Below are 20,248 nucleotides of genomic sequence, written 5' to 3' on the forward strand. Positions count from 1 at the left end.
CCGGTTCAGTCGGGCCCGTGTTGCCAGCGGAAGGGCGCGAGGCCCGGGCCCGCCGGCCGACGACCGGCGGGCCCGTCCCTGTCATGGTGACGCGGCTCAGTGGAAGAAGTGCCGCGTCCCCGTGAAGTACATCGTGATGCCGGCCTTCCGCGCGGCCTCGACGACCAGCTCGTCACGGACCGAACCGCCGGGCTGGACGATGGCCCTGACGCCGGCGGCGCCCAGGACGTCGATGTTGTCGGGGAACGGGAAGAACGCGTCCGAGGCGACGTAAGAGCCCCGGGCCCGCTCCTCCCCGGCCCGCTCCACCGCCAGCTTGCAGGAGTCGACGCGGTTGACCTGGCCCATGCCGACGCCGACCGAGGCACCGTCCTTGGCGAGCAGGATCGCGTTGGACTTCACGGCCCGGCACGCCTTCCAGGCGAAGGCGAGCTGCCGCAGCTCCTCGGCGTCCAGCGCCTCGCCGGTCGCGAGCGTCCAGTTCGCCGGGTCGTCGCCGTCGGCCTGGAGCCGGTCGGTGACCTGGAGCAGCGCGCCGCCGTCGATCGGCTTGACCTCGACCGGGGCGGAGGGGCCGTCGGGGCAGCGCAGGACACGGATGTTCTTCTTCTTGGTGAGGGCCTCCAGCGCGCCGTCCTCGTAGTCCGGCGCGACGATGACCTCGGTGAAGATCTCCGCGACCTGCTCCGCCATCTCCTTGCTGACCGGGCGGTTGACCGCGATCACGCCGCCGAACGCCGACAGCGGGTCGCAGGCGTGCGCCTTGCGGTGCGCCTCGGCGACGTCCGAACCCACCGCGATACCGCACGGGTTGGCGTGCTTGATGATCGCGACGCACGGCTCGGCGTGGTCGTACGCGGCACGGCGGGCGGCGTCCGTGTCGGTGTAGTTGTTGTACGACATCTCCTTGCCGTGCAGCTGCTCGGCCTCGGCGAGGCCGCCCGTGCCGGAGACGTAGAGCGCGGCGGGCTGGTGCGGGTTCTCGCCGTAGCGCAGGGTGTGCTCGCGCTCCCAGGTGGCGCCCAGGAAGTCGGGGAATTGCGACTCGTCGACCGGCGCGTAGGAGGAGGCGAACCAGGAGGCGACGGCGACGTCGTAGGCGGCCGTGTGCTGGAAGGCCTCCGCGGCGAGCCGCTTGCGGGTGGCGAGGTCGAAGCCGCCGTCCTGGACGGCCTTGAGCACATCGGCGTACCGGGCCGGGCTGGTGACGACCGCGACCGAGGGGTGGTTCTTGGCGGCGGCGCGGACCATCGAGGGGCCGCCGATGTCGATCTGCTCCACGCACTCGTCGGGCGAGGCGCCGGAGGCGACGGTCTCGCGGAACGGGTAGAGGTTGACGACGACGAGGTCGAACGGCTCGACACCCAGCTCGGCGAGCTGCCGCTGGTGGTCCTCCAGCCGCAGGTCGGCGAGGATGCCCGCGTGCACGCGCGGGTGCAGGGTCTTCACCCGGCCGTCCAGGCACTCGGGGAAGCCGGTGAGTTCCTCGACCTTGGTGACGGGGACGCCGGCAGCGGCGATCTTCGCGGCGGTGGAACCGGTGGAGACGAGCTCGACCCCGGCCTCGTGGAGCCCGCGCGCGAGGTCTTCCAGACCGGTCTTGTCGTAGACGCTGACGAGCGCCCGGCGAAGGGGCCGCTTGTTGCTCTCGGCGGTCACTGGATAACTACCTTTCGTCCCTCAATGCGATAGCCGTTGCGGGCGAGCCGCCCCACGACCTCGACGAGCAGCCTTCGCTCGACTTCCTTGATGCGCTCGTGGAGAGCGCCTTCGTCGTCCTCGTCCCGGACCTCCACCACGCCCTGCGCGATGATCGGCCCGGTGTCGACGCCGTCGTCGACGAAGTGGACGGTGCAGCCGGTGACCTTGGCGCCGTACGCGAGCGCGTCCCGCACGCCGTGGGCTCCCGGGAAACTGGGCAGCAGGGCGGGGTGCGTGTTGACGAACCGCCCGCCGAACCGGGCCAGGAACTCCTTGCCGACGATCTTCATGAACCCGGCGGAGACGACAAGGTCGGGCTCGAAGGCGGCGACGGCCTCGGCGAGGGCGGCGTCCCACTCCTCGCGGGTTCCGTGGTCCTTGACCTTGCAGACGAAGGTCGGCAGCCCGGCGCGCTCGGCGCGGGCCAGCCCCTCGATGCCCTCGCGGTCGGCGCCGACGGCCACGACCTCGGCCCCGTACTCCTGCGCGCCGGTGGCGGCGATCTCGTCGAGCAGCGCCTGCAGGTTGGTGCCGGATCCGGAGACCAGCACGACGAGGCGCTTGGCGCGCGGGGCCACGGGCTTGGCGGCCACGGTGGTGGGCCTTTCTCGGGGGAGCGTCTGTCCAGGCGGCCGGACCTCGGCGTATGTGCCTTGGCGTATCACGCTTGGCGTTTGTACATTCATACGAATGCTTCGCGCCCCCGGATACGGGGAAGCCTACGAACCGGCCGACCGTCAGCAACGATACCGGCACACCGGACGGCCCCCACGGGACGGGGGCCGGGCCGGGGGGTAGCGTCTGGGCGGAGCCGGTTCGGGAACGCCGTCCGGACGCGGTGCGTTCAGGAGGTGTCGGACCCGGGCCCGACATCGTTCAGTTCTGTCCACTCATTCCTCCTCACCTACGGGAAGACGCTCACTTGATGCCGGACCGCAGCCTGCGACTCCTCACGTTCCCCCAGCTGTCGCCACAGGGAGGGGAGCGCGGCGCCGTGCTGCTGCGGGAGCGCCCCAGCTCACCGCCCGACGCGCCGTCGGACGGCGGCGACCGGGACGGGCGGGGGCGCGGCTCCCAGGAGGACAACCCCTTCGCCCCGCCGCCCGAGGGCACGCCGGACCGGCCCTGGCAGCCGCGGCGGCCGTCCGGCGACGACGCGCAGGACGGCGGGGAGCGCGACCGTTCGCCGTGGGGCAGCCAGTGGAGCGACCGCCAGCCCGGCCGCTCCCAGGGCGGCTTCGGCGAACGCCCCCGCGGCGGCCCCGAGGGCCCGGGCGGCCCCCAGGGCGGCGGCCCGAACATGCGCTGGGACCCCACGGACCCGGCCCAGCGCCGCGCGCGCTACGCCCTGCTGTCGGGCATGTGGGCCTTCTTCTTCGCCCTCTTCAGCTGGCCGTACGTGGCGCTGCTGCTGGGCGCGCTGGCCCTCTACTGGGCCATCAGCTCCCTGCGCGCCAAGCCCCGCAGGCCCGACCCGGACTCCCCGGCCCCCGAGCAGCAGGGCCGCCCCCAGACGACGGCGGCGGTGAGCGGCCTGGTCACGGCCTCGCTGGCCATCGCCCTGGTCGCCGCGACCTTCACCGCCCAGCTGGTCTACCGCGACTACTACACGTGCACGAACGACGCCCTCACGAACGAGGCGAGGCAGTCCTGCTCGAAGCTGCTGCCGGAGGAACTGCGCGGGGTGCTGGGGACGAACGGCTGACGCCTCGCGCACCCTAGGGGCGGCCCTGCCCGGAGGCGGGGGTGTCGGGGTTGTCGGGTGGGGGTGCGGTGGTTCGAGGGCGCGGCTCCGGGGCGGCCTGCGTGGGCGGCAGGGAGTCGTGTGGTTCCCGTGGCCGGTCGGACGGCAGCAGGAAATCGTAGGACTCGAAGTCCGTGTCGTCCTCGTCCCCGAGGCCGTACAGGGCGTCGTGGTCGAAGGGCGCGTAGGGGACGTAGGGCGTGTCAGGCGAGCCGGGTGTGTCCGGCTCGGGCTCCGGAGGGCGGGGCGGCGTCTTCTCGTCCGCCGATGAGGCCTCGACCCGGTGATGCCCAGAGGCCCCGGTACGCCCAGGAACGCCGGCATCCCCGGCGACTCCGGCACCCCCCGCGACTCCGGTGATCCCGGCGACTCCGGCGATCCCGGCGACTCCAGGGCGCCTGAACCAACCCCGGCCCCGACGCGGCCCGGTCCGCAGCCGCCCGTCCCGCTGCGTGCCCTCGGCCGTGTCCTCCCGCTGCCTGCCGATCGTCGGCTCCGCCGACCGGGGCGACCGGCATCGCCAGGCCCGTACCCCGACCGCCGTCGGGATCGCCACCAGCGCGAGCCAGGCCAGTGTCGCGGCGCCCACCTGCCACCACACCGGCCCGAAGCCGGCCAGGACGGCGGCCCCGAGCGGTCCGCCCGCCAGCGCGGCGAGCCCCGCGAGCACGGCCGCGCAGAGCACGGCCGTGAGACCGGCGGCACGGGCGGTGCGCCCCACCGACCAGACCACGGCACGCCCGCCGCCCGGCCTCGTCCCCCCGCCGCCCGGCCTCGTCGCCCCGCCCTCCGGCTCGGCCGCGCCTTTCGCGACCATCCAGCCGACGACGGCGCCCGCGACCACCGGCACGGCCCCGGCCGCCCAGTTCACCGGCGCCCCCTCCCCCGCCTCCGGCACCGCCGCCAGCAGCGGGAACGGCGGCAGCAAGGGAGCCGGCGCGGAGGACAGCGGGCTGACGACATGACCGGTGCCCAGGGCGAAACCGGGGCCGAGGGCGTAGGCGGCACCCCACACCGCCGCGTTCGGCAGCAGGGCCGCGCACAGCAGCAGCACCGCGAACCGCCCCGACCACGCCTCGGTCAGCCGGAGCAACGACGTCTGGGCCGCCGTACCGTGCCCCACGAGCGACACCGCCACGAGCAGCGCGCCGCCCCCGACCAGCACCGCCAGGCCGGCCCCCGCCGCCCGGGCGACGACACCCGGGCGGCCGTGCGGGCCGAGGACCAGCGGCCGTACTCCCGCCGGCAGCACGCCCAGCAGCCGTCGCAGCGGCCCGCCCGGACGGCCGTACGCCGACCACACCCCCGCTCCCGCGGCCACGACCGCGACCAGTGACACGGACACCCCCGTCCACACCCACGACGGCCGCAGCGCACCGCCCGCGGCGTACAGGGCCGCGGGCGCGGCGACGGCGAGGTAGCCGAGGACGACACCCGTCCAGGCGGTGCGGGCGGGAACCAGCGGCGGCCCGTCGCCCGCCCCCGCGGCGTCACCGAAGCCGTCGTTCTCGTAGCAGGCGTTCCCGGCGAAGTCGTCGTCCTCGCCTCCCGGGCCGCCGTCCGTGGCGTCCCGCGCGGCCCGGTGCAGCAGCCACACGGGCAGCGCGAGCAGCAGCAGCGGGGTGACGCCGACGGGGCGGGGACGCCGGAGAACGTGTCGGTGCGGACCAGTTCGGCTCCGTGGGCCAGCAGCCACAGCGCGGCCGCCACGTGCAGCGCGCCGCCGGGGCCGCTGTCGGGATACGGGGAGCTGATCCAGAGCATCATCACGAGCACGGCGAACGAGGCGAGCCCCAGGCCCGCCGCGACCGCACCGCCCAGCAGGCCGCCGGCCAGTCCGGGCGTACGGTCGCGCATCCGCGTGAGCAGGGGTGACGACGGACGTCGGCGAGCGGTCATCTCGATCACGCCCGCCATGCTCCCAACGACACGCGCTTTCCCGTCGTAACAGGCGAACCACCGCTGTGTCGCTCAATATACGTTTATGTGCTTTTCTGTTCGGAGGGGCGCCCTGTGACGCAGAGCCCTGCCATGCCGCTCCCCCCGCCGAAGGAACGCCGACGCCTGCGTGAGGCCGCCTCGCTGACGCGGGCTCAGCTGGCCTCCCAGGTGGGTGTCACCAGCGAGACGGTGCGCGGATGGGAGACCGGCCGCGTCACGCCGCGCGGCCGGAAAGGGGAGAAGTACGCGAAGTTGCTGAACTCCCTGGAAACGGGAGGGGAGCTGACTCCGCTTCATGCCGGTGCCGCCGATCCCTACGATCCGACACCCGACGAGGTGAAGTCCCGCCGCCCCCGCGGCCGCGCCCGCACCCGCGCCCGTGCTCAGCACGGGACTGCCGCCACGACGGAACACGGCCGGGCCTCCACGGCGGAGCGCGGCCGGGCCTCCACGGAGGAGCGGCGCCGGGCCTCCACGACAGGGCCGCGCCGTACCGCCGTCGCCGAGTCGGGCCGGGGACGCGCCTCGGCAACCTCCGACCGGTTCCACGGCCCGGCCTCGGTCCCCGTCCTCGACCGAGACCGTCCCCCGACGCTCGACCGGCGCACCGCCGCCCCCGGCCGGGCCGCGGGGTCGCGGCGGCCGGATGACGAGACCGGCGCCCTCACGCCGGACCAGGCCTTCGACGCGCTGTACGCCTTCTGCGCCCCCGCGCTCGTCCGGCAGACCTACCTGCTGACCGGGCGCCGGGAGCTGGCCCGGGAGGCGGTGGAGCGGGCGTTTCAGATCGCCTGGCAGCGCTGGCCCGAGGTGGCCCGTGACCGCGACCCGGCGAGTTGGGTGCGCGCGGCGGCGTACGAGTGCGCGCTCTCCCCGTGGCACCGGTTCCGTCCCCGCTACCGGCACTCCGAGCCGCCCCCTGCCGACCCGTTCGACCGGGCCCTGCTGGACACCCTGCTGAAGCTGCCGCCCTCGTACCGCCGCACGCTGCTGCTGTACGACGGCGTCGGGCTCGGCCTGCCCGAGACCGCGGCGGAGACCGAGGCGAGCACCCGGGCAGCGGCGAACCGGCTGGCGCACGCGCGTGAGGCCGTCGCCGAGCGGCTGCCGGAGCTGGCGGACCCGGAGGTGCTCCACTGGCGGCTGGTCGAACTGGCCTCCATCGAGCGGCTGCGCGCCGCCAAACCACTGGTGGTGCGGCGGGGCGGGGAACGCCGGGCCCGCTTCTGGACCCGGGCCGCCATCGCCTTCACGGTCGCCCTGATCGGCACCACGGCCCTCACTGTCCGCACCGCCCCGACGCGCTACGAGCCGCCCGTACCGCCGGGCGAGACGGTCCAGGGCGTGCCGCCACCGGTCGCGCCCGGGCCGCTGTCGGAGTCGGAGCGGGAACTGCGGGCGAAGCTGCGCGAGGCGGAGCAGAAGGGGCCGGAGCGGCTGATGCCGCAGCCGCGGTGACCGCAGTACGAGCCTGACATGGCGGTGGGCCCGCCCCCTGGCAGGGAGCGGGCCCACGGTCGGCCTGAGTGGCGTCAGCCGGCGAGGATCTCGCGGGCCAGCTTGGCCGTCTCGGTCGGCGTCTTGCCGACCTTGACGCCGGCGGCCTCGAGGGCCTCCTTCTTCGCGGCGGCCGTGCCGGAGGAGCCGGAGACGATGGCGCCGGCGTGGCCCATGGTCTTGCCCTCGGGCGCGGTGAAGCCCGCGACGTAGCCGACGACCGGCTTCTTCACGTTCTCCTTGATGAAGGCCGCGGCCCGCTCCTCGGCGTCGCCGCCGATCTCACCGATCATGACGATCAGGTCGGTGTCGGGGTCGGCCTCGAACGCGGCGAGCGCGTCGATGTGCGTGGTGCCGATGACCGGGTCGCCACCGATGCCGACGGCGGAGGAGAAGCCGATGTCCCGCAGCTCGTACATCATCTGGTACGTCAGCGTGCCGGACTTCGAGACCAGGCCGATGCGGCCCGGCTTGGTGATGTCGCCCGGGATGATGCCGGCGTTGGACTGGCCCGGGGTGATGAGACCGGGGCAGTTCGGGCCGATGATCCGGGTCTTGTTGCCCTTGGACACGGCGTAGGCGTAGAACGCGGCGGTGTCGTGGACGGCGATGCCCTCGGTGATGACGACCGCGAGCGGGATCTCGGCGTCGATGGCCTCGACGACGGCGGCCTTGGAGAAGGCCGGCGGGACGAAGAGGACGGACACGTTCGCGCCCGTCTTCTCCATCGCCTCGGCGACGGTGCCGAAGACCGGGATCTCGGTGCCGTCGACGTCGACGGTCGTGCCCGCCTTGCGCGGGTTCACGCCACCGACGATGTTCGTGCCGTCGGCCAGCATGAGCTTGGTGTGCTTCATGCCCGTGGCACCGGTCATGCCCTGGACGATGACCTTGCTGTCCTTGTTGAGGAAGATAGCCATGGCTGTGTAGTCCCTCGTCCCTTACTTCGCAGCAGCCGCGAGCTCGGCGGCCTTGTCGGCCGCGCCGTCCATGGTGTCCACGCGCTGTACCAGCGGGTGGTTGGCGTCGGAGAGGATCTTGCGACCCAGCTCGGCGTTGTTGCCGTCCAGACGGACGACGAGCGGCTTGGTGACGTCCTCGCCCTTGTCCTTGAGCAGCTGCAGCGCCTGGACGATGCCGTTGGCGACCTCGTCGCAGGCGGTGATGCCACCGAAGACGTTGACGAACACGGACTTGACGTCCGGGTCGCCGAGGATGATCTCCAGGCCGTTCGCCATGACGGCGGCGGAAGCGCCACCACCGATGTCGAGGAAGTTGGCGGGCTTGACGCCACCGTGCTTCTCACCGGCGTAGGCGACGACGTCCAGGGTGCTCATGACGAGACCCGCGCCGTTGCCGATGATGCCGACCTCGCCGTCGAGCTTGACGTAGTTGAGGTTCTTGGCCTTGGCGGCGGCCTCGAGCGGGTTGGCCGCGTCCTTGTCCTGGAGGGCCTCGTGCTCCGGCTGGCGGAACTCGGCGTTCTCGTCCAGGGAGACCTTGCCGTCCAGGGCGATGACGTCCCCGGAGGCGACCTTGGCCAGGGGGTTGACCTCGACCAGGAGGGCGTCCTCCTTGATGAAGGTGTCCCACAGCTTGACCAGGACGTTGACGACCTTGTCGGCGACCTCGGCCGGGAACTTCGCGGCCTCGACGATCTCGCGGGCCTTGGCCTCGGTGACACCCTCGTTGGCGTCGATCGGCGTCTTGGCGACGGCCTCGGGGCGGGTGGCCGCCACCTCCTCGATCTCCATGCCGCCCTCGACGGACGCGATGGAGAGGAAGGTGCGGTTGGCACGGTCCAGGAGGAAGGAGACGTAGTACTCCTCCACGATCTCCGGGGCCGTCTCGGCGATCATCACCTTGTGGACCGTGTGGCCCTTGATGTCCATGCCGAGGATGTTGGTCGCGTGCTCGACCGCCTCGTCGGGGGTGGCGGCGAGCTTGACGCCACCGGCCTTGCCACGGCCGCCGACCTTCACCTGGGCCTTGACGACGGACTTGCCACCGAGGCGCTCGGTGGCTGCGCGGGCCGCCTCAGGCGTGTCGATGACTTCACCGGCCAGCACCGGTACATCGTGCTTGGCGAAGAGGTCCCTCGCCTGGTACTCGAACAGGTCCACGCGCTTCCGTCCCTATCAGTGATCTCGCGGTTCGTTGTCTGCGTGGGCGTGCCGCGAGGGCAACGTGACGTCCGCTGTCTGTCACAAGGGAGGCGCACACGGTGTCCGAGCGCGCGGCATGTCCGTCTCGCAGGTTATCGCTGCTTCCGGGGGGCCTCTAAATCGAGGGTCACACCTGAGCGGTGATACCTGTCACATGATGCCGCCCTCTCTGGCACGGCGTGCCGGGGTGAGGGGCCTCACCGGGCTGGGGTTGACCCGGTGAGGCCCGCCGAACACCCCCGAAGGAGCACAAAGGCCCTGTTCAGGCCTGGCTCGTGCGGGGTGCGGGGTGGCTGGTCCCCACCCCGATGGGGACCAGCCACCCCCATCCACGAGGTTCGGCCCGACCGACCGACGGCTTTCGGCTGTCCGGGCCTGGTGCCTCGCGGAGCTTCCGGGGTGGCGGGGTGCGGGGGCACCCCTGGGTGGGTGGTGCGGAGGTTTGTGAGGGGCTTGTGCTTCACGGGTGGGTGCCGGGACCTCGCCGGTACCGGGAGTTCGCCGGTGTCCGGGCCTCGCTGGTGCCGGCGTGGGCTCTTCCCGTGCCGCCGTGGGGGCGATCCGGGCAAGCGAGGGCCGGTGGGACGGCCGACGGGGCTCCACAGACGGGGCGCGACTCCCCCGTGCGCGGTTCCGCGACGGGGTGCGACGGTCCGGCCGCGCGTTAACCGGGGAAGACGCTTACGTCCCGGTGTCTGTCCCGGGTCCCGTCGGCGTAGGAACGGGTCGCGGCCCCGGGGACGAGCCTCAGCGGGGCGCGCTGATCCAGGGTGACGGCGTGCATGTCGCCGTGACGCGGGGTGCTGTTGTCCGCCAGGGCCCGGTTGCCGAGCGCGCCGTCGGGACGACCGCCGGGCCCGTGCTCGACGGGGGCGTGACCGACGCGGGCGGTCCGGCCCACGTGGTCCTGGTCCGCCTGCCCGGCGCGGAGACCGCGGTGCTCGACTCCGTGTGCCGCGGCACCCGCGTCCGCAGGCTGCGTCGCCTCCGACCGCTCGGCGGGGGCGTGCACGCCGGACGGCGACGAGGCCGACTCCCCCGGTTCCGGCTGAACCCCGGCGTGGACGGGAAGGTGGCGGCTCGGCAGCGCCGGGCGACTGGGGAGCCAGGCAGAGCCGGGCTCTGCCGGGACGGCGACGCCGTCATCGGGCGACGCGGGGGGCTCTGGGAGTTCCGGCGGGCCCAAGGGATCCAGTGGGTTCAGAGGGTCCAAGGGATCCAGCGGGTTCGGCAGGTCTGGCAGCTCCGGCGGGTTCAGGAGGTCCGGCAGCTCCGGCGGGTTCAGGAGGTCCGGCAGTTTCGGCAGGTCGGGGAGTGTGGGCAGATCGGGGAGTGTGGGCCGGTTGGGGACGGTGGGCCGATTGGGGATTGTGGGGGGTGCCGGGCGCAGCGGCGCCTCGGGGAGCGTGGGCGGCAGCGCCACGTCCGGGAGTGCGGGGAGCTCGGGCAGCGCTGATGACGCGGCGGTCTCGGGCAGCACCGGCCGAGTCGGCAGCTCGGACAGGGTTGGGAGCTTGGGAAGCGCCGCCGACGCCGGCAGCTTGGGTAGCGCCGCCGGCGCCGGGGAGCCGGGCAGCTTGGGCAGCCCGGGCGGCTTCGGCTGAGCCGGCGCCGACACCCTCGCCCGCGCGTCTGCCCGGTCCCCCCTCACCACATGGTCCACCGCACCGGCCTCCCGCGCGCCCCACTCCCCCGTGCCCCGCTCGCCCACGGCCCGGCCGTGATGAACGGTGCCCGCCCCGGACACGATGTGAAGAACCGCCGATCCGCTCCGCCCGGCCGCGCTGTTCGCCGAGGCACGCGCACTGTTCGCCGAGGCACGCGCACCGTCCGCCGCATGCGCCCGCTCCCCGCACAGCAGCCCGATGAGGAGCACCCCTCCCACCAGCAGCCCCGCCTGGAGCGCACGCCACCCGGCCGCGGTGCGCAGCATGCGCAGCGCGGTACCGGGCAGGGCTGCTGACCAGGTCAAGAGGGGGAGCTTCCTCCCGTGCGACGGAACAAGTGCGGAACGCAGCACGCGTTACGGGCAACGAGTCGGCACAACGCGGTACTGCCCGGCGCAGCGCGACGCACCGCCGAGCAGGCGACCGATCCTCGCACGGGAGTGCGGAGGTTGCGCAAGCCCTTACCTACCGATGGGTCGTCATGTCCCTTTTGCTGCTGCGAGTCGGGCGATGACCCATCGAGAAGCCGTCACTCGTACCTGACTGCCCGTCATGGCGCTGACCCGTGTTCCACGGGAGTCCCCCTGGCCCCCGCTCCGTCACGCCGCGTCCGGTATCGGCAACGGCCGCTTCTCGATCGCCGCCGCCATCACCTCCGGGAAGAGGTCGGGCGTGCAGGCGAACGCCGGTGCCCCCAGCGCGGCGAGCGCGGCCGCGTGCTCCCGGTCGTACGCCGGTGCCCCTTCGTCCGAGAGCGCCAGCAGCGTCACGAACTGCACCCCCGACGCCTTCATCGCCGAGACCCGCTTGAGCATCTCGTTGCGGATGCCTCCCTCATAGAGGTCGCTGATCAGCACGACCACCGTCTCCGCGGGCCGGGTGATCTGCGACTGGCAGTACGCGAGCGCACGGTTGATGTCCGTACCGCCGCCGAGCTGCGTCCCGAACAGGACGTCGACCGGGTCGTCGAGTTGGTCCGTGAGGTCGACGACCGCCGTGTCGAAGACGACGAGTCGCGTGGAGATCGTCCGCATCGAGGCGAGCACCGCCCCGAACACCGATGCGTACACGACCGATGCCGCCATGGATCCCGACTGATCGATACAGAGGATGACCTCCTTCTTCGTGGACTGGGTCGCCCGCCCGTACCCGATGAGCCGCTCGGGCACGATCGTCCGGTACTCGGGCAGGTAGTGCTTGAGGTTGGCCGCGATCGTGCGGTTCCAGTCGATGTCGTGGTGGCGGGGCCGGTTGATGCGGGCGCTGCGGTCGAGCGCGCCGGTGAGGGTGGCCCGGGTGCGGGTGGCGAGTCGCTTCTCCAGGTCCTCGACGACCTCGCGCACGACGGCCCGTGCCGTCTCCTTCGTCGTCTCGGGCATCGCCTTGTTGAGCGACAGCAGCGTGCCGACCAGGTGCACATCGGCCTCCACCGCCTCCAGCATCTCCGGCTCCAGCAGGAGCGTGGCGAGTCCGAGCCGGTCGATGGCGTCGCGCTGCATGACCTGGACGACCGAGGACGGGAAGTACGTCCGGATGTCCCCGAGCCAGCGCGCGACGGACGGTGCCGAGGCCCCGAGTCCCGCCGAACGGTCCCTGCCGCCCTGCGCCTTGCCGTCCTTCTTGCCGTAGAGCGCGGTGAGGGCCGCGTCCATCGCCGCGTCCTGCCCGGACAGCGCGCATCCGGTGCCGTCCGCCGCGTCGCCGCCGAGCACCAGTCGCCATCGCCGCAGCCGCTCCTGCGCCGGGTCGGTCGCCTCGGCCGTCATCCGTCGCCTCCCCCGCGCAGCCGCTCCCACAGGGGGATCACCGGCACGGTCGTCGTCGGCCGGGCTTCCGCCCGGGCCCCGCTCCTGACGGTGTCCCCCTCGTCGGCCCTCGTCGTCGGTTCTCTCAGTCCGTCGGTCGTCATCCCGCCACCCCCGTCAGGTCCTTCTCGATGTCCTCTTCGTCCAGCCCGAGCAGCAGCCGCACCACCGGCAGCACGGCGTCCGCGCGTGCCGCGTCCGGTTCGGCCGCGAAGCCCGGTATGCCGGTACCGGCGGCTGCCGCACCTCCCCCGGCGCCGGGTCCGCGCCGGACCAGTTCGCCGAGAGTCCGGCGGATCCCGGGCTCGTACGCCGAGAACGTCCGCCGCAGCAGGGGCAGCACGTCCGTGAACCCCTCCGCCGGCACACCGGTCAGCCACGCGTCCACCAGCCCGAGCAGCCGTTCGTCGTGCACCAGGAGCATCCCGCCGCCGGAGCCCCCTCCGACGAAGCCCTCGATCCACGCGGCCGCGTCCGCGGGCGGCGTGCCCGGTGACAGGACGAGCCCCATCAACCGCGCCGCCTCGTCCTGCGCCAGCTCCCCGTCGTCGAGCAGCAGCCGCACGGCCCGCCCCCGGATCACCCCGGGCACGGTGTCCCGCCCGGCCAGCACCCGCAGCACCGACTGCCAGCGCGCTCTCAGGTGACCGTGTCCCGCTGCCGGGGCATCGCCCAGGAGCGCCACGGCTCCGTGCACCGCGTCCACGTGACGCCGCATCTCCTCGGCCGCGTCCGCGTCGAGGGCGGCGCAGGCCGGGGGCAGGCCGACGAAGACCCGCTCGGCCAGGCCGGCGGCGACCTCCCCCAGGGCCTGCGTGTCCGTGCCGCGCACATCGCCGTAGCGCAGGGAGCGGACCAGCGCCGGAAGCGCCTGGGCGAGGTGGCCGACGTCCGTGTCGAGGGCCGCCCGGTCGGCGAGGACGCGCATCACGGTCGGCAGCGCGTCGGGCAGTTCGGCCAGCAGGCAGCGCTCGGCGAGCGCGGTGACGTCGGCGAGGCCCTCCGCGGCGACGGCGTCGGCCTCGGCCTTGGCCGTCGCGGCGGACAGTACGGTCGTCCCCCACACCCCCGCCTCGGCCACCCGTACGGACAGCTCGGGCTCCCAGCGCAGCCGCCACGTCTCCCGGAACGTGCCCGTACTGCCCCGCGAGGCGGCCGGTTCGCCCCAGGCGACGCCGAGCAGCCGCAGCCGGTGCAGCAGCCTGCTGCGGGCCGAGTCGGTCTCCTTGCGGAGGTCGAGTTCCAGCTCCCGTTCCAGCGCCTCCGGTTTCAACCGCAGTCTGCGCTGGAGCCGGGCGAGGTCCCGCTGCAACGGAACCGCCGGCGCCGTCGAGGGCACCTCCCCCAGCACGTCCCCCACGACCAGCCGGTCCCGCACCAGGGCCAGCGGCACGTCCGAGCCCTCGCACATCACCGCCCGCACCGCGTCGGTCGTCTCGCTCAGGCCGGGCAGCGGACGCCCGCGCATCGCGGCGAGCGTCTCGGCCAGCCGCACCGCCTCGATGACGTGCGCGGAGGAGACGATCCGGTCCTCGTCGCGCAGCAGCCCCGCCACCTTCGTCATCCACCGCTCCACCGGCCGGTCCGGGGCGCTGAACAAGTGCCCGTACCAGCCCGGCGAGTCGATGCCGGCTCCGTACCCGCTGGTCCGGGAGAGCCTGCGGTGGGTCCACGGCACCCACGTCATGTCGGTCTTGACCTTGGGCAGCCCTTTGAGCAGCGCCTTGTCGGCGGCGACGGTCGCCTTCTGCCGCAGGGCGGGCACGTGCCAGGCTCCGCAGACGACGGCCACGCCGTCCTCGAACTCGCGCTGCGCGGCCCGCACCTGGAGCCGCATGTACGCCTCCCGGACCAGGTCCCGGTCGTGTCCCCCGCTGCCGTAGGTCTCCCGCAGGGCGCCCATGGCCTCCTCCAGCGCGGTGAACGGCGCGAGCGCGTCCCCCTCCCCCACGCCCCGGTGCTCGACCACGTCCTCCCACCAGCGCTCCGGGTCGTCGTAACCGGCGGCCTCGGCGAGCACGCCGAGCGGATCGATCCGAACGTCGGCGGAGCCGGGGGCGGTGTCCGGGCCGGAGCCGGGGCCGTTGTCGCCCTCGCCGTCCGCCGATTCCGCGTCGAGAGGGGACTCCCCCTCCACTCCCGCCTCGTCCTCCTGCCTCCCCCAGGCCAGGGTGTGCGTGGCCGGCAGGTCGATGAACCGGGCCGGGACACCCCGCTCCAGGGACCAGCGGAGGGCGACCCACTCCGGGGAGAACTCGGCCAGCGGCCAGAACGCCGAGCGGCCGGGCTCGTCCACGGCGTGGGCGAGCAGGGCGACCGGTGGCCGCATCTCCTCGTCGGCGGCGAGTGGGATCAGCGCGTCGGCCTCGGGCGGCCCCTCGATCAGCACGACCTCGGGTCGGGCCTCCTCCAGGGCCGCCCGCACCGCCCGCGCCGAACCCGGCCCGTGATGCCGCACCCCGAGCAGCACCGGCACGGCCCCGAGCCCCCGGCCCGCCGCACTTTCCGCAGCTGTCACTTGCTTCCCTCCCATCCCCTGTCCCGCGCCCGCGACCACCCCGCGTTGCTCACACGCTCACCTCGCGGCAGGCCCGGTAGAAGTCCTTCCAGCCGTCGCGCTCGCGGACGACGGTCTCCAGGTACTCCTGCCAGATGACGCGGTCGGCCGCCGGGTCGCGGACCACCGCGCCGAGGATGCCCGCGGCGACATCGCCCGGCCGCAGCACGCCGTCGCCGAAGTGCGCGGCCAGGGCGAGTCCGTTGGTGACGACGGAGATCGCCTCGGCCGTGGACAGCGTGCCGCTGGGCGACTTCAGCTTCGTCCGGCCGTCGGCCGTGACCCCGTCGCGCAGTTCCCGGAAGACCGTGACGACCCGGCGGATCTCGTCCAGGCCCTCGGGCGCGGCCGGCAGGTCGAGCGAGCGGCCGATCTGGTCGACGCGACGGGAGACGATGTCGACCTCGGCCTCGGGGCTCTCCGGCAGCGGCAGCACGACCGTGTTGAAACGGCGGCGCAGGGCGCTGGACAGGTCGTTGACCCCGCGATCGCGGTCGTTGGCGGTGGCGATCAGGTTGAAGCCGCGGACCGCCTGCACTTCCTGGCCCAGCTCCGGGATCGGCAGCGTCTTCTCCGACAGGATCGTGATGAGCGTGTCCTGCACATCGGCCGGGATGCGGGTCAGCTCCTCGACGCGGGCGGTCATGCCCTCCGCCATGGCCCGCATGACCGGGCTGGGCACCAAGGCGTCCCGGCTCGGGCCGTGGGCGAGCAGCTGCGCGTAGTTCCAGCCGTAGCGGATGGCCTCCTCCGGGGTGCCGGCGGTGCCCTGTACCAGCAGCGTGGAATCGCCGCTGACCGCCGCGGCCAGGTGCTCGGACACCCACGTCTTCGCCGTGCCCGGCACGCCGAGCAGGAGCAGGGCGCGGTCGGTGGCGAGCGTGGTGACGGCGACCTCGACGATGCGGCGCGGGCCGACGTACTTCGGTGTGATCAGGGTGCCGTCCGGCAGTGTGCCGCCGAGCAGGTATGTCGCGACCGCCCACGGCGACAGCTTCCAGCGGGCCGGACGCGGACGGTCGTCCTGCGCGGCCAGCGCGGCGAGTTCACCGGCGAAGGCGTCCTCGGCGTGCGGTCGCAATGCCTGGGCCGATCCCGTCTCCCCCGCTTCGACGGGCGTCGGCTCAACGGACACAGTCATGGCAAAGTCCCCCTCCAGCTCGGCCGGTTCGGATCTGCCGCCAACGTTGCACCACACCACTGACAATGCGTTCTGACCTGCGGAAATGGCGCGCCGAGGCCGTTCGCGGACCCGATTGTCAGTGGTGGGATCTACCTTCGACGACATGACTCAGCAGGGGGTGCGCTGGACCGCGGACCAGGTGCTGGCACTGGCGCCTGACGCCGCATCTCGCAAAGCGGGAAGCAAACTCGGAGCGGCGGGGCCGTGGTCCGAGGCGGGGAGTTCCGACGAGGGGACGGTGTGGGGGCTGTGCAAGGGCAGCGGAAGCAAGCCGTATCAGACGGTCGTGGACATCGCGGACGCCTCCGGGCCCGCGTACAAGTGCAGTTGCCCCAGCCGCAAGTTCCCGTGCAAGCACGCGCTGGGGCTGCTGCTGCTCTGGGCGAGCGGGGACGGGGCGGTACCGACGGCGGAGGTGCCGGAGTGGGCCGGGCAGTGGACGGAGGGGCGGCGCAAGCGCGCGGCGGAGAAGAAGGCCGAGGAGAGTTCGGGTTCGTCTCCGGCGTCCGCTGATCCGGAGGCGGCGCGGCGCCGGGCGGAGCGCCGGGCCGAGCGGGTCACGGCGGGCGCGGCGGAGCTGGAGCAGCGCCTGACGGACCTGTTGCGCGGGGGCCTGGCGTCGGCGGAGCAGTCCGGTTACGGCCTGTGGGAGGAGACGGCGGCCCGCATGGTCGACGCCCAGGCACAGGGCCTGGCCGCCCGTGTGCGGGAGTTGGGGGCCATACCGTCCACCGGCCCGGGCTGGCCGGTGCGGCTGCTGGAGGAGTGCGCGCTGCTGCACCTCCTCGGCCAGGGCTGGCTGCGCCGCGAGCGGCTGCCGGACGGCCTGGCCGCCACGGTCCGTGCCCGCATCGGCCTGCCCACCTCCGCGGACGGCCCGCCGGTCCGGGACCGCTGGCTGGTCCTCGCCCAGTACGACACGACGGACCCGCGCCTGACGACCCGCCGGATCTGGCTGTACGGCGCCGACTCGCACCGCACGGCGCTGCTCCTCTCCTACGGTGCCGCCGGCCGCGCCCCGGAGCTGGCGTTGCCGGTGGGGCTGGCCCTGGAGGCCGAGGTGTCCGCGTACCCGGGTGCCGGGCAGCTGCGGGTGTCCCTGGGCGAGCAGTTCGCACCGCCCGCGCCGGCGGCGATACGTCCGCCGGGGCTGACGACGTCGCAGGCGGCGGCCCGTTACGGCGACGCCCTGCGCGACGACCCGTGGCTGGAGTCCGTCCCGGTGACGCTGGACCGGGTCGTCCCGACCCCGGACGGCGACTCCTGGCAGCTGGCGGACGCCGACGAGGACGCCGCGCTGCCGCTCACTCCCGCCGCGCGTTCCCGTCCGGGCCTGTGGCGGCTCGTCGCCCTGTCGGGCGGTGCCCCGGTCAGGGTCTTCGGCGAATGCGGTCACCAGGGCTTCACACCGCTGACGGCCTGGCCCGAGGGCCCGGGCGACGCGGTGGCGCTGTGCTGACCCGTCGATCGCCCGGCCTCCTCCGGCAGATCCGCCCTTCTCGCAGATCCGCGAATCTTTCAGGCATCACGGGACAACCGGTAAGGGTGAGCCTTCAACCACCCCCGGGCGTCCCACGGAAAGGAAGCTCATGACCCGGACCTCCGCTCCTGTGGACGCGCCCGTCACGGGCGCCTGGGAGGGGCTCGTCACCACTGCGCTGCTGGGCACGGACCGGCGCACCCCGCCGGGCACCGCCCCGGGGCCGGACGCACCGGTGGCCCTGCTGGACGCGGCGGCCGTGGCGACCGTACGGCGGCGCGCCGGTCTGCGTCCGGCGCGGGCGGCGGAGCGGCCGCAGCCGGCCCCGGAGGACCCGCGTCCGCCCCTGCCGGCGGCGGCCGCACGCAGACTCGCGATGCTGCTGGCCGACCGCCCGGGCGCGTCCGCCGGCGGGCGGCGGGGCACCGCGCCCGATCTGATGGAACTGCTGCCCCAGTGGCTCGCGGCGGCGAACGCCCGTGGTTTCGCGCCGCCCCCGCAGGCGCTTCCCGCACTGCTGGACGCGGCCCGGGGGCGTACGGACCTGCGCCCGGCTGCGCTGGAGTTCGCCGGGCCGCGGGCCCTGTGGCTGGCGCGGCTGAACCCGGACTGGCGGTTCGCCCTGCGCTCGACACCGGGCGGCGGAGCGGCCCTGCCGCACCTCGAGGACGACGACAGGGTTCAGCAGCTGTGGCAGGAGGGCCTGTTCGCCGAACGGGTCGCCCTGCTGTCCGCGCTGCGCTCCCGCGAACCGGCCGCCGCACGCGCCCTGCTCGAGACGACCTGGGCGACGGAGCGGGCCGAGGACCGCCTCATGTTCCTCGACTCCCTGCGCACGGGCCTGACCCCGGACGACGAGCCGTTCCTGGAACAGGCCCTCGCCGACCGCAGCCGCAACGTGCGGGCGACGGCGGCGGAACTGCTGTCGGCCCTGCCCGGTTCGGCACTCGCCGCGCGGATGGCGGTCCGGGCAGCGGCCTGCGTGGCCATCGACCACACGCACTCCACCGGGTCCGCGCAGGACACGCGAACCTCGCGAACCTCGGAGGGAGCCCCCACCCCGGCGATCGTCGTCGAAGCGCCGCACGAGTGCGATCCGGGCATGGAGCGCGACGGCGTCGTGCCGAAGGCGCCTGCGGGGCGGGGCGAACGGTCGTGGTGGTTCGGCCAGTTGCTCGAGGCGGCGCCGCTCGGGACCTGGCCACGGCGGCTGGGCGGGCGAACCCCGAAGGAGATCGTGGCGCTGCCGGTGGCCGACGACTGGCAGGGCGAGCTGCACGCGGCGTGGTGCCGGGCCGCGGTGCGCCAGCGCGATGCCGAGTGGTCGCGCGCGCTGCTCGGCGAGCCCTCGGCACCGGAGGCGGGCGGTCCGGGTGCAGTCTCCCTCGCCGAGCGCGCCAAGCTGCTCGGCACGCTCGGCGCCGCCGAACGGGCCGAGTGGGTGGCCGGCTTCATCGCGACGCACGGTCTGTCCGAGGCCTTCCAGCTGCTCGGCGTGTGCGCGGTGCCGTGGGCTCCGCCGCTCGGCCGGGCCGTGGTGGACGCGCTCAACATCGCTCGGGACGCGGGGAGTTATCCATGGAGTTTCAGCGGAGTCATGGGCCTGGCGGAGCGCTGCCTCGACCCGTCCGAATCCGGCCGCCTCGACGCCCTGCTGGCCGTACCGGACGAACCGGAGAACGCGTCGCCGGGTGCCGGTGGCTACTGGGCGGAGGCTTTCCAGCGCCTGGTCACGACACTGCGTTTGCGCGCGGCGATGGCAGAGGAACTGAGCGCGCCATGACGGCCGTCGGCCCCACCGGCGGCCGGGTACCGGCCGCAGCACCGCACCCGCACCCGCCCACAGCAGCCAACGCCCCGAACAACACGGTCAGCTTCTCGAAGCGCTCCGGCCGAACCGCCGGAGGCCTACGCCTCGGCCGGCTGGCGGCGTACGTTCGCCCGGACCCAGTCCACGATCGACGCCGTCGTCGCGCCCGGCGTGAAGATCTCCGCGACGCCCTTCTCCTTCAGCAGGGGAATGTCCGCCTCGGGGATGATGCCGCCGCCGAAGACCAGAATGTCGTCCGCGTCCCGCTCCTTGAGCAGCTCGATCACCGCCGCGAACAGCGTGTTGTGCGCGCCGGAGAGGATGGACAGCCCGATCGCGTCGGCGTCCTCCTGGATCGCGGTGTCGACGATCTGCTCGGGAGTCTGGTGGAGCCCGGTGTAGATGACCTCCATACCAGCGTCGCGCAGGGCCCGCGCGATCACCTTGGCCCCGCGATCGTGGCCGTCGAGCCCCGGCTTGGCCACCACTACGCGGATCGGACCGGCTGCCACACCCATCACTGCCTCCATGAAGCGTCTACATCCATCCGTTCCGACAAGTACCGCACACATCGGACACGCCGTACATGCCGCACACACCGCACAGGTCCACCACGAACCACCCGGGCAAGTGAACGAACGTTATCTCCAGGATCCCGTAACCGGCAGTTTCGCGGTGCGGACCGAGGGGGAAATCAC

At 73.6% G+C, this 20,248-nt stretch carries 14 protein-coding genes and 1 pseudogene; 4 read left to right on the forward strand and 11 right to left on the reverse strand.

Annotated elements, in window-relative coordinates; translation table 11 throughout:
* Positions 1-96: 96 nt before the first annotated feature.
* Positions 97-1,659 (reverse strand): bifunctional phosphoribosylaminoimidazolecarboxamide formyltransferase/IMP cyclohydrolase, encoded by a 1,563-nt coding sequence (gene purH, locus ACSUPV_RS15630; protein ID WP_037757386.1) that lies wholly within the window; start codon positions 1,657-1,659, stop codon positions 97-99.
* The gene (gene purN, locus ACSUPV_RS15635) at positions 1,656-2,294 is read right to left on the reverse strand and encodes a phosphoribosylglycinamide formyltransferase (RefSeq protein WP_031119921.1); all 639 of its coding nucleotides are present in this window, start codon (positions 2,292-2,294) and stop codon (positions 1,656-1,658) included. Before purN ends, purH begins: the two co-directional genes overlap by 4 nt.
* 332 nt (positions 2,295-2,626) lie before the next feature.
* On the opposite strand from purN, the gene ACSUPV_RS15640 reads away from it, so the two are divergent.
* Complete coding sequence (locus ACSUPV_RS15640) at positions 2,627-3,406, forward strand: hypothetical protein (RefSeq protein WP_037757381.1); 780 nt, start codon at positions 2,627-2,629, stop codon at positions 3,404-3,406.
* 13 nt (positions 3,407-3,419) lie between these two features.
* On the opposite strand, the pseudogene ACSUPV_RS15645 reads toward ACSUPV_RS15640, so the two are convergent.
* Positions 3,420-5,362: pseudogene (locus tag ACSUPV_RS15645) on the reverse strand (cell division protein PerM).
* Positions 5,363-5,458: 96 nt separating this feature from the next.
* Between ACSUPV_RS15645 and ACSUPV_RS15650 the strand changes: the two are divergent.
* Positions 5,459-6,844, forward strand: a complete 1,386-nt coding sequence (locus ACSUPV_RS15650; RefSeq protein ID WP_436947696.1) for a sigma factor-like helix-turn-helix DNA-binding protein — start codon at positions 5,459-5,461, stop codon at positions 6,842-6,844.
* A gap of 74 nt (positions 6,845-6,918) precedes the next feature.
* Here the strand turns inward: ACSUPV_RS15650 and sucD are convergent, their stop codons facing one another.
* The 7 genes from sucD to ACSUPV_RS15685 all read right to left on the reverse strand — a co-directional run bounded on the left by sucD (position 6,919) and on the right by ACSUPV_RS15685 (position 16,218).
* Positions 6,919-7,803 (reverse strand): succinate--CoA ligase subunit alpha, encoded by an 885-nt coding sequence (sucD, locus tag ACSUPV_RS15655; protein ID WP_037757377.1) that lies wholly within the window; start codon positions 7,801-7,803, stop codon positions 6,919-6,921.
* Between the two features lie 21 nt (positions 7,804-7,824).
* Positions 7,825-9,006 (reverse strand): ADP-forming succinate--CoA ligase subunit beta, encoded by a 1,182-nt coding sequence (gene sucC, locus ACSUPV_RS15660; RefSeq protein ID WP_037757371.1) that lies wholly within the window; start codon positions 9,004-9,006, stop codon positions 7,825-7,827.
* 706 nt (positions 9,007-9,712) lie between these two features.
* Positions 9,713-11,020, reverse strand: a complete 1,308-nt coding sequence (locus tag ACSUPV_RS15665) for a hypothetical protein (protein ID WP_436947699.1) — start codon at positions 11,018-11,020, stop codon at positions 9,713-9,715.
* A 294-nt stretch (positions 11,021-11,314) separates the two neighbouring features.
* Positions 11,315-12,481 (reverse strand): VWA domain-containing protein, encoded by a 1,167-nt coding sequence (locus tag ACSUPV_RS15670; RefSeq protein WP_436947700.1) that lies wholly within the window; start codon positions 12,479-12,481, stop codon positions 11,315-11,317.
* Positions 12,478-12,624: a hypothetical protein gene (locus ACSUPV_RS15675; protein WP_436947701.1), complete on the reverse strand. Its 147-nt coding sequence runs from the start codon at positions 12,622-12,624 to the stop codon at positions 12,478-12,480. The genes ACSUPV_RS15670 and ACSUPV_RS15675 overlap by 4 nt, the downstream gene beginning before the upstream one ends.
* Complete coding sequence (locus ACSUPV_RS15680; RefSeq protein ID WP_436947702.1) at positions 12,621-15,053, reverse strand: DUF5682 family protein; 2,433 nt, start codon at positions 15,051-15,053, stop codon at positions 12,621-12,623. Before ACSUPV_RS15680 ends, ACSUPV_RS15675 begins: the two co-directional genes overlap by 4 nt.
* 34 nt (positions 15,054-15,087) lie before the next feature.
* On the reverse strand, positions 15,088-16,218 hold the full coding sequence (locus ACSUPV_RS15685) for an ATP-binding protein (protein WP_359793015.1): 1,131 nt from the start codon (positions 16,216-16,218) through the stop codon (positions 15,088-15,090).
* A gap of 145 nt (positions 16,219-16,363) precedes the next feature.
* Here ACSUPV_RS15685 and ACSUPV_RS15690 point away from each other — a divergent pair, with 145 nt between their 5' ends.
* Positions 16,364-17,719, forward strand: coding sequence for an SWIM zinc finger family protein (locus ACSUPV_RS15690; protein WP_037757778.1), 1,356 nt, complete (start codon positions 16,364-16,366; stop codon positions 17,717-17,719).
* 130 nt (positions 17,720-17,849) lie between these two features.
* Positions 17,850-19,523, forward strand: coding sequence for a DUF5691 domain-containing protein (locus tag ACSUPV_RS15695; RefSeq protein WP_382617175.1), 1,674 nt, complete (start codon positions 17,850-17,852; stop codon positions 19,521-19,523).
* Positions 19,524-19,648: 125 nt separating this feature from the next.
* On the opposite strand, the gene ACSUPV_RS15700 is transcribed toward ACSUPV_RS15695, so the two are convergent.
* Entirely contained in the window at positions 19,649-20,068 is a 420-nt protein-coding gene (locus ACSUPV_RS15700) for a cobalamin B12-binding domain-containing protein (protein WP_037767652.1), read from the reverse strand.
* Positions 20,069-20,248 lie beyond the last annotated feature (180 nt).

The sequence above is a fragment of the Streptomyces sp. SudanB52_2052 genome, from assembly GCF_964272415.1.
GTDB classification, from domain to species: domain Bacteria; phylum Actinomycetota; class Actinomycetes; order Streptomycetales; family Streptomycetaceae; genus Streptomyces; species Streptomyces olindensis.